The following is a 6,725-nucleotide window of genomic DNA, read 5'->3' as shown; positions in this document are numbered from 1 at the left end:
GCCGGCTTCATGGTTTTCCAGATCCAGTTAGCCAAAGCCGTCGGCGCTGTCCCGCTCACCCGAGATTACCTGTTCGAAGCCGAGCGCAAGACCACCTCCTTCTTCGACCTCCCGACGTCTCAGAATGTTCAGCACGCCCCACCGCTGCGCGACGCCATTGAATCGACTCGACTGATACACGGGGACGATCCTGTGGGACTTTAATCGGCTGGTTTCCGCTCTCGTCCGATAGGAGGCCCAGTGCCAACCCAGAAATTCACGTCAACAGCAAATACGCGCGGCGCCCGCAAGATCGCCATTCGATTTGTCCTCCTGATTGGGGTCTTGAGCTTTTTCGCAGACTTCACCTATGAGGGCTCACGGAGCATTCTCGGATCCTATCTTGGAACGCTTGGCGCTACCGCAACGGTGGTTGGCGTCGTTACGGGCTTCGGTGAATTGCTCGGATACAGTCTCAGGCTGGTGTCCGGACGGTGGGCCGACGCGACCGGCCACTTCTGGCCCATCACGATTCTCGGCTACGTCGTGCAGATGGCGGCTGCTCCGGCGCTCGCGCTGACGAATAGCTGGCAAGCTGCCGCGGTCTTCATCATTCTCGAGCGCGTGGGCAAGGCGATACGCAATCCGCCGCGAGACGTCATGTTGTCACATGCGGCCAAGCAAATCGGCGGCTACGGAACCGTCTTCGGTATTCACGAGGCACTCGATCAGCTCGGGGCCTTGTTCGGCCCGCTTCTGGTTGCCTTCATTCTGGCAAACCAGGGAAACTACCATGAGGCCTTCGCTGTTTTGCTCATCCCCGCCTTGATCAACCTTGCATTCGTCGCACTCGCGAGACTGCTCTATCCCCGGCCTCAAGATCTTGAACAACCGCCGCCGCAGGTCGTGAGCGACGGTCTGCCACGCATTTTCTGGCTTTATCTTGCGGGCGCCGCGCTGGTAGCAGCCGGATTCGCTGACTACCCAATGATAGCCTACCATTTCGGCAAGACCCACACCGTTCCGAATGACTGGATCGCGATTTTCTATGCTGTCGCGATGGCCGTCAGCGGAACGGCTTCACTGGTGTCTGGACGCCTGTTCGATCGCTTCGGCTTTTCCATACTCATCGCATTGACGTTTGCCGCCGCCCTTTTTGCGCCGCTTGTTTTTCTCGGCGACTTCTGGCTGGCTCTGATTGGTGCGGCGATCTGGGGGATGGGCATGGGCGTGCATGAATCCATCATCCCGGCGGCGGTAGCGCCAATGGTTCCGCTGCATCGTCGAGCATCGGCATTCGGTTTGTTCACAGCAGGCTATGGCGTGTTTTGGTTCCTGGGCAGCGCGGCGACCGGCATTCTCTATGACGTCTCAATCTTCGCGACCATCAGCTTTTGCATCGTAACACAGTTGGCAGCGATCCCGATTTTCATCGCCGTCGGCCGCCGGCTTCTGAGTTTTAAGCCATGAAGGCCCCCTATCTCTCGAGGACTTTCCCGTCATTCGAGGAACTCCGGGGGCCCGGCGTTTTCCGGACAGCCGGTCCAACTCCGGTAACGCGGACAGCGTGGCGAGCCGCTGTTGGTTGACGCTCTGTGTGAGATCACTTACATAAAGGAAAGGGATGGAGTCCCCTGATATGCCCTGCTCGCTGATGACTCCTGCCAATTGAACCGTGCGCCAGACCAAGGCGCCGAGGCAGGACAGTCATGAGGGCCAATCCTTCCGCCCCCCGATATTGTGATCTCGCTGAGCGGCAATTCTGCAAACTGCATCCGCTTGCAACAGCAGTCGTTCCCGTTGACCCTTATCGGGTCAGCGGCAGCGATCGCTGAGGTGGAGGGTTTAACCATGGACCCTCGCAGCTACGAAAGCGCAAAATTCGAGGTATCAGAGCCTCTCCAAAAGGTCGTGGCGCACGCTGCACCGGCCGCCTCAGCTGCGGTAGCGTCTTTCGGCGGCATCCTGTTCCCGCCCGGACTCGAGGCACAGCCATTCGATCACGCCAACGAGCCTGATTGCTTCATCGACCTGAACCTCGATCAGGTGATCGCCGCAGTCGTGGCCAAGCGTGACGAAAAAACCCTGCGATCGATCTTTTATTCGCCTTTCCGGAACGAAGATATCGTGCGTTACCGTCAGGCCGTGTTTTCCGATCTGGAGCGGACGGACGTGTTCGCTCTATTCCCGGTCTTCTGCGAAGCCATGCGGTCCGTCCGCGCGAACCTTGGTTATGCAGAACAAATCTCTCATCGCAGCCATAAGCACACCGTTTTTCTCCGTGCGGTACGTCTTTATTGCCAGGGCGTGACTTCGCTCCTGCGCGATCTGCAATCCGTAGCTCCGCAATCGTCTGGATTACGGAATCTTCTTGGTTATCTCAATTTCTATTCGGAGTCGGCCGCGTTCCGAAAACTTGCAGGCGAGGCAGATCAGCTCCACGAGATTCTGTCGAATCTGAGCTACGACATGCTGTTCCGTGGCGACCAGGTCACCGTGCGCAGATACGCTTCCGAGCCCGACTATACCGTCACCGTTCTCGAACGCTTTGCGAAATTCAGAGAGACCGAGGCAACGGTGCCCGCGCCTCGCAAGACCATGGACGGCTTCTCGTTGAACCACATCGAGCAGGCAATTCTCGAATTTGTGAGCCGTCTCTTTCCAGTTGAGTTTCGTCGCCTTGACGAATTTGTCGGCAACCATCGTGAGTTCATCGATGAAACGATTGCACGCTTCGATCGCGAGATCGGGTTCTACGTCGCGTACCTCGACTTTATCGATCCTCTCAAACACGCCGGATTGCCCTTCTGCCATCCCGAAGTCTCCGTTTCATCGAAGAACACGTTGGTGGAGGGAAGCTTCGATCTGGCGCTCGCCGCCAAGCTCATGCAAGAAAAAAACGTTATCGTCTGCAACGACCTCCAGCTCTCCGGACAAGAGCGATTGCTGGTCGTCTCGGGCCCGAACCAGGGCGGCAAGACAACCTTTGCCCGAATGTTCGGACAGTTGCACTTTCTGGCGGGTCTCGGCTGCCCGGTGCCGGGCAAGGCTGCACGCCTGTTTCTTCCCGACCGCATCTTCACGCATTTCGAGCGGGAGGAAGACATCACCAATTTGCGAGGCAAACTGGAGGATGAACTCGTTCGATTACACGCGAGCTGCGAAGCGATGACGTCGGACAGCGTGATCGTTCTCAATGAAATCTTCAATTCGACAAGCCTGCATGATCAGATCTTTCTGAGCACGAGAATCCTCGAGCGGATCTTGGCGACCGGCGCGATAGGGGTGTGCGTGACATTCATCGACGCGCTCTCAACGCTGAACGACAAGACCGTCAGCATGGTCAGCACGGTCGATCCGGAGGATTCCGCGCGGCGAACGTTCAAGATCATCCGCGAACCGGCCAATGGCCTCGCCTATGCACTCTCGCTTGCTCAAAAACATGGCGTGGCCTACGAACAGCTACGCAGGAGGGTCCGTCCATGAAGGCCTTCCTGATGCATCCAGATCGCGTTTTCAACGCAGAACCGCCCTCCCCCAAGGCCACGATTCCGTACGCGCAGGATCTCGAACTCAACGTGCTGCTCGATGCCGCAGCGGCGGGGGACTATTATCTCCGCGACATCATCGCCGTGGCCTGCGCCCATGCGTGGGAAAACGACATTGCAACTGTTCTTTACCGGCAAGCGATACTGAAGGACTGTCTCGCTAACCCGGTCATTGTGCGGCAATTCTACGCAATTGCGACCGAGCCATTCAGCCGGGATCATAGTTGGAGCTTCAGTCTTTACGGCAGAGATGCCGCCTCTAGGGTGAGCAGCGGCGTGCATACCCTGCAAAGCAGCCTCGATGTCCTTGCCCGCCTGCGGGATACCTGCATCCGTCATGCCGATCGATTCACGTCTGCCGGCTTTAAGCGGTTCTTCACGACGCTCGAACGGGACCTTGACGATACCTACCTTGGAGCGGCTCGTGTCGACCTCAACAACCTGACATTCAACAACGGACTGCTGCTGAGCGCTCAGGTTGGCGACGGCGGTAAAGCGATTGGCACGATGCTGCGAAAGCCGCAGCCACGCGATCTGAGCTGGGTGCGCCGCATCCTGACGGCGGGAGAACCGAGTTTTACATACCAGCTTCACCCGCGTGACGATGCGGGATCCCGGGCCTTCGGCGAACTGCAAGACCGTGGTCTTAGTCTGATCTCGGACGCGATCTACCAGTCGGCCGAGCATGTCCTCGATTTCATCAAGTCTTTGCGCGCCGAACTCGCGTTCTATCTCGGCTGCCTCAATCTCCAGGAACGCTTCGACCAGATCGGTGAGCCAGTTGCTTTTCCCGAACCCCGGGCAAGCCAGGGCCACTTTCGCTGCAGGAACCTGCGTGACGCCTGTCTGGCACTGACTGTGGGACGGCCCGTAGTCGGCAACGATGTCGATGCCGAAGGCAAGCCGCTGGTCATCATTACGGGCGCCAATCGTGGTGGCAAGTCGACGTTCCTGCGCAGCGTCGGCCTCGCTCAATTAATGACGCAATGCGGGTCGTTCGTTACTGCGGACGCGCTGGCGACCTCTCTTCATTCCGGCTTGTTCACACATTACAAGCGGGAGGAAGATCGCAACATGCGAAGCGGAAAGTTCGACGAAGAGCTTGTGCGCATGAACACCATTGCGGACGATCTTCACCAGCGCGCGATGGTGCTGTTTAACGAGTCCTTCGCCGCCACTCACGAGCGCGAGGGCTCGGAGATAGCACGCCAGATCGTGACGGCCCTTCTGGAGAACAACATCACGGTTTTTTTTGTTTCGCACATGTATGAGTTCGCTCGCTCGTTTCTGGATGATGAACGGGCGTTGTTCCTGCGCGCTGATCGCGAAGAAGACGGCATTAGAACCTTCCGTCTCATCGCTGCGAAGCCGCTCCCAAACAGCTTCGGTGCCGACCTCTACCAACGCATTTTCGAAAATCGACCCGGAGAAAATCGACCTGGAGAAAATCGACCCGGAGAGACTACGCGTCCTTCTGCATAGGCGGCTGAGCCGGCGCAGGCCATCTGGGCGAATAGCAGCGTTGAACCCAGATGCGGCGGCTTGCCCGGGTACGGTTTTGCGCTATTCTACAGGTCGGGGATGGAGTCCCCCTTTAAACGCATGCCCGCTGATGACTCCTGCCAATCGAAGTTGCGAACCACGAGGTTCGCCAAGGCAGGAAACCATGAGCGGACAAGCTGGCGATCAACCCGATCTTACGTTCTACGATCTCATGGCCGATCCGATAATCCGCGCGATTATGGAAGCGGACGGCATCGACGAGCGCGAGTTGCGCGAGCTGTTCGACCGGACCGCTGCGCACCGAAACCAGCAACCGGGCGAGGACAGCGAAGGTTCTGAGCCCGCGCCGGACGAGCCGCTTCGCCGCGGCGTCGGCATTATGCTTGTCAACCATGATGGCCATGTTTTCGTTGGGCAGCGGCGGGATGTATTGGAGGAAGCATGGCAAATGCCTCAAGGCGGCATCGATCCTGGGGAAACCCCGCACGCCGCTGCGCTTCGTGAACTACGAGAGGAGATCGGTACGAACAATGCCGATGTTATCGTCATGACGCGCGATTGGCTCAGCTACGAGTTGCCACCTGAATTGCTGGACAGAATGCGCCCGCGCTGGCGTGGACAGACCCAGCAATGGTTCTTGATGCGCTTTCGTGGCACCGATGACGAAATCGACGTGGCGACTGAGCATCCCGAGTTTTCAGCCTGGAAATGGGTTCCCGTCGAGCATCTGGCGAACCAGATCGTTCCGTTCAAACGTGAACTCTATCGTCGTGTTCTGAAAGAATTTGCACCTTATCTTTCGTCGAACCAGTCCGAGCGAACCTGACGTGGGGGTTCGGACAGCCCGAGCCGTCCCGAACCTTCAACTGACGACCGATGTAGCTGATGCGCGCGCGTCGGCCACAGAGGATGCGCTCAAAACGCATGCGCGATTGCGAAAGAAGCTCACTCTCCGTGATCCGGCCGGTCTGCAGGGTGCCGGACTTCTTCTGCAACGCGATCCATTCGGGAAGGATAGACTGCTCGTTGCTGCCGACAAGTTCGGCTACCGTCCCCACATTCGCGGCCATTTTGAACTCCCACTGAAATCGCTCTCCAAGACTTATCCGCCGGTTAGTCAGATAGCAATTGACGACCGCCTCAAAGCGACTTCCAACCCATTGTTAAAAAATGTGAATCTTGGACGAACAAGGTTCCTGCGTAACACAATGGATAAATAAGCCGGCGTGTGTCCCCGCGCGCGGGCACAAGTTCCCGCCGGTTCCAACGACCGGAACCCAAAGAAAGTTCCAATTTTAGCGCTGGTCAGGATTTGGGCCGTCAAGATGGGCGTTGCATCCGAGATCGATTCAAAATGCCGCCTTATGGCCCATCGCGACATACTGCGCTGCCGCACGAACTTGGTCGCTATAGGAGCAAAGCGGAGGTAGTCACCAGTCACATGACGCCGCTGGGTTTATAGGTACACGGCCCAACGAAAGAGCCAACAGCGTCGTAACCATTACACGAGGAAGCTGACGAGAGTGAAAGGTTGCGCTGTGCGAAGCCAAGGGAACCAAGATGGTAAATATCTAGGATGGCCGACCGTTGAAGAGTTTGGGATTAGTCACAAGAGGACTGGTGCCGGTAGCGCGCACTCTCACCTTATGAGCTGCTGCCGGTTTAGTGGACAGCCAGTTAAGCTAAACCCAGCTT

At 57.7% G+C, this 6,725-nt stretch carries 5 protein-coding genes, 1 pseudogene and 1 riboswitch; all 6 genes and pseudogenes read left to right on the top strand.

The genetic code is table 11. The annotated features are described in order from the left end of the window. Positions 1 to 204: pseudogene (locus BGN91_RS09530) on the top strand (hypothetical protein); the annotation flags it as partial. Positions 205 to 240: 36 nt separating this feature from the next. Further along, a complete protein-coding gene (locus tag BGN91_RS09525) occupies positions 241 to 1,449 on the top strand; it encodes an MFS transporter (protein WP_292612562.1) in 1,209 nt (402 codons plus the stop codon). Between the two features lie 270 nt (positions 1,450 to 1,719). After that, positions 1,720 to 3,465 (top strand): DNA mismatch repair protein MutS, encoded by a 1,746-nt coding sequence (locus tag BGN91_RS09520; protein WP_292612561.1) that lies wholly within the window; start codon positions 1,720 to 1,722, stop codon positions 3,463 to 3,465. After that, entirely contained in the window at positions 3,462 to 5,009 is a 1,548-nt protein-coding gene (locus tag BGN91_RS09515) for a DNA mismatch repair protein MutS (protein WP_292612560.1), read from the top strand. The genes BGN91_RS09520 and BGN91_RS09515 overlap by 4 nt, the downstream gene beginning before the upstream one ends. A gap of 86 nt (positions 5,010 to 5,095) precedes the next feature. Beyond that, positions 5,096 to 5,156, top strand: a riboswitch (Fluoride riboswitch). Between the two features lie 37 nt (positions 5,157 to 5,193). After that, complete coding sequence (locus BGN91_RS09510) at positions 5,194 to 5,856, top strand: RNA pyrophosphohydrolase (RefSeq protein WP_366408432.1); 663 nt, start codon at positions 5,194 to 5,196, stop codon at positions 5,854 to 5,856. A gap of 1 nt (position 5,857) precedes the next feature. Beyond that, the gene (locus BGN91_RS09505; protein WP_292612559.1) at positions 5,858 to 6,250 is read left to right on the top strand and encodes a hypothetical protein; all 393 of its coding nucleotides are present in this window, start codon (positions 5,858 to 5,860) and stop codon (positions 6,248 to 6,250) included. The last annotated feature ends 475 nt before the right edge of the window (positions 6,251 to 6,725 follow it).

The organism is Nitrobacter sp. 62-13 (assembly GCF_001896955.1).
Taxonomy (GTDB): Bacteria; Pseudomonadota; Alphaproteobacteria; order Rhizobiales; family Xanthobacteraceae; genus Nitrobacter.
The sequence above is the reverse complement of the archived record's forward strand: the minus strand, read 5'-3'. Positions and strand labels throughout refer to the sequence as shown.

What these genes read in the sequence shown, in the direction of transcription:
- BGN91_RS09515 (WP_292612560.1), top strand. Translation starts at nt 3,462, where the DNA reads ATGAAGGCCTTCCTGATGCATCCAGATCGCGTTTTCAACGCAGAACCG.
- BGN91_RS09510 (WP_366408432.1), top strand. Translation starts at nt 5,194, where the DNA reads ATGAGCGGACAAGCTGGCGATCAACCCGATCTTACGTTCTACGATCTC.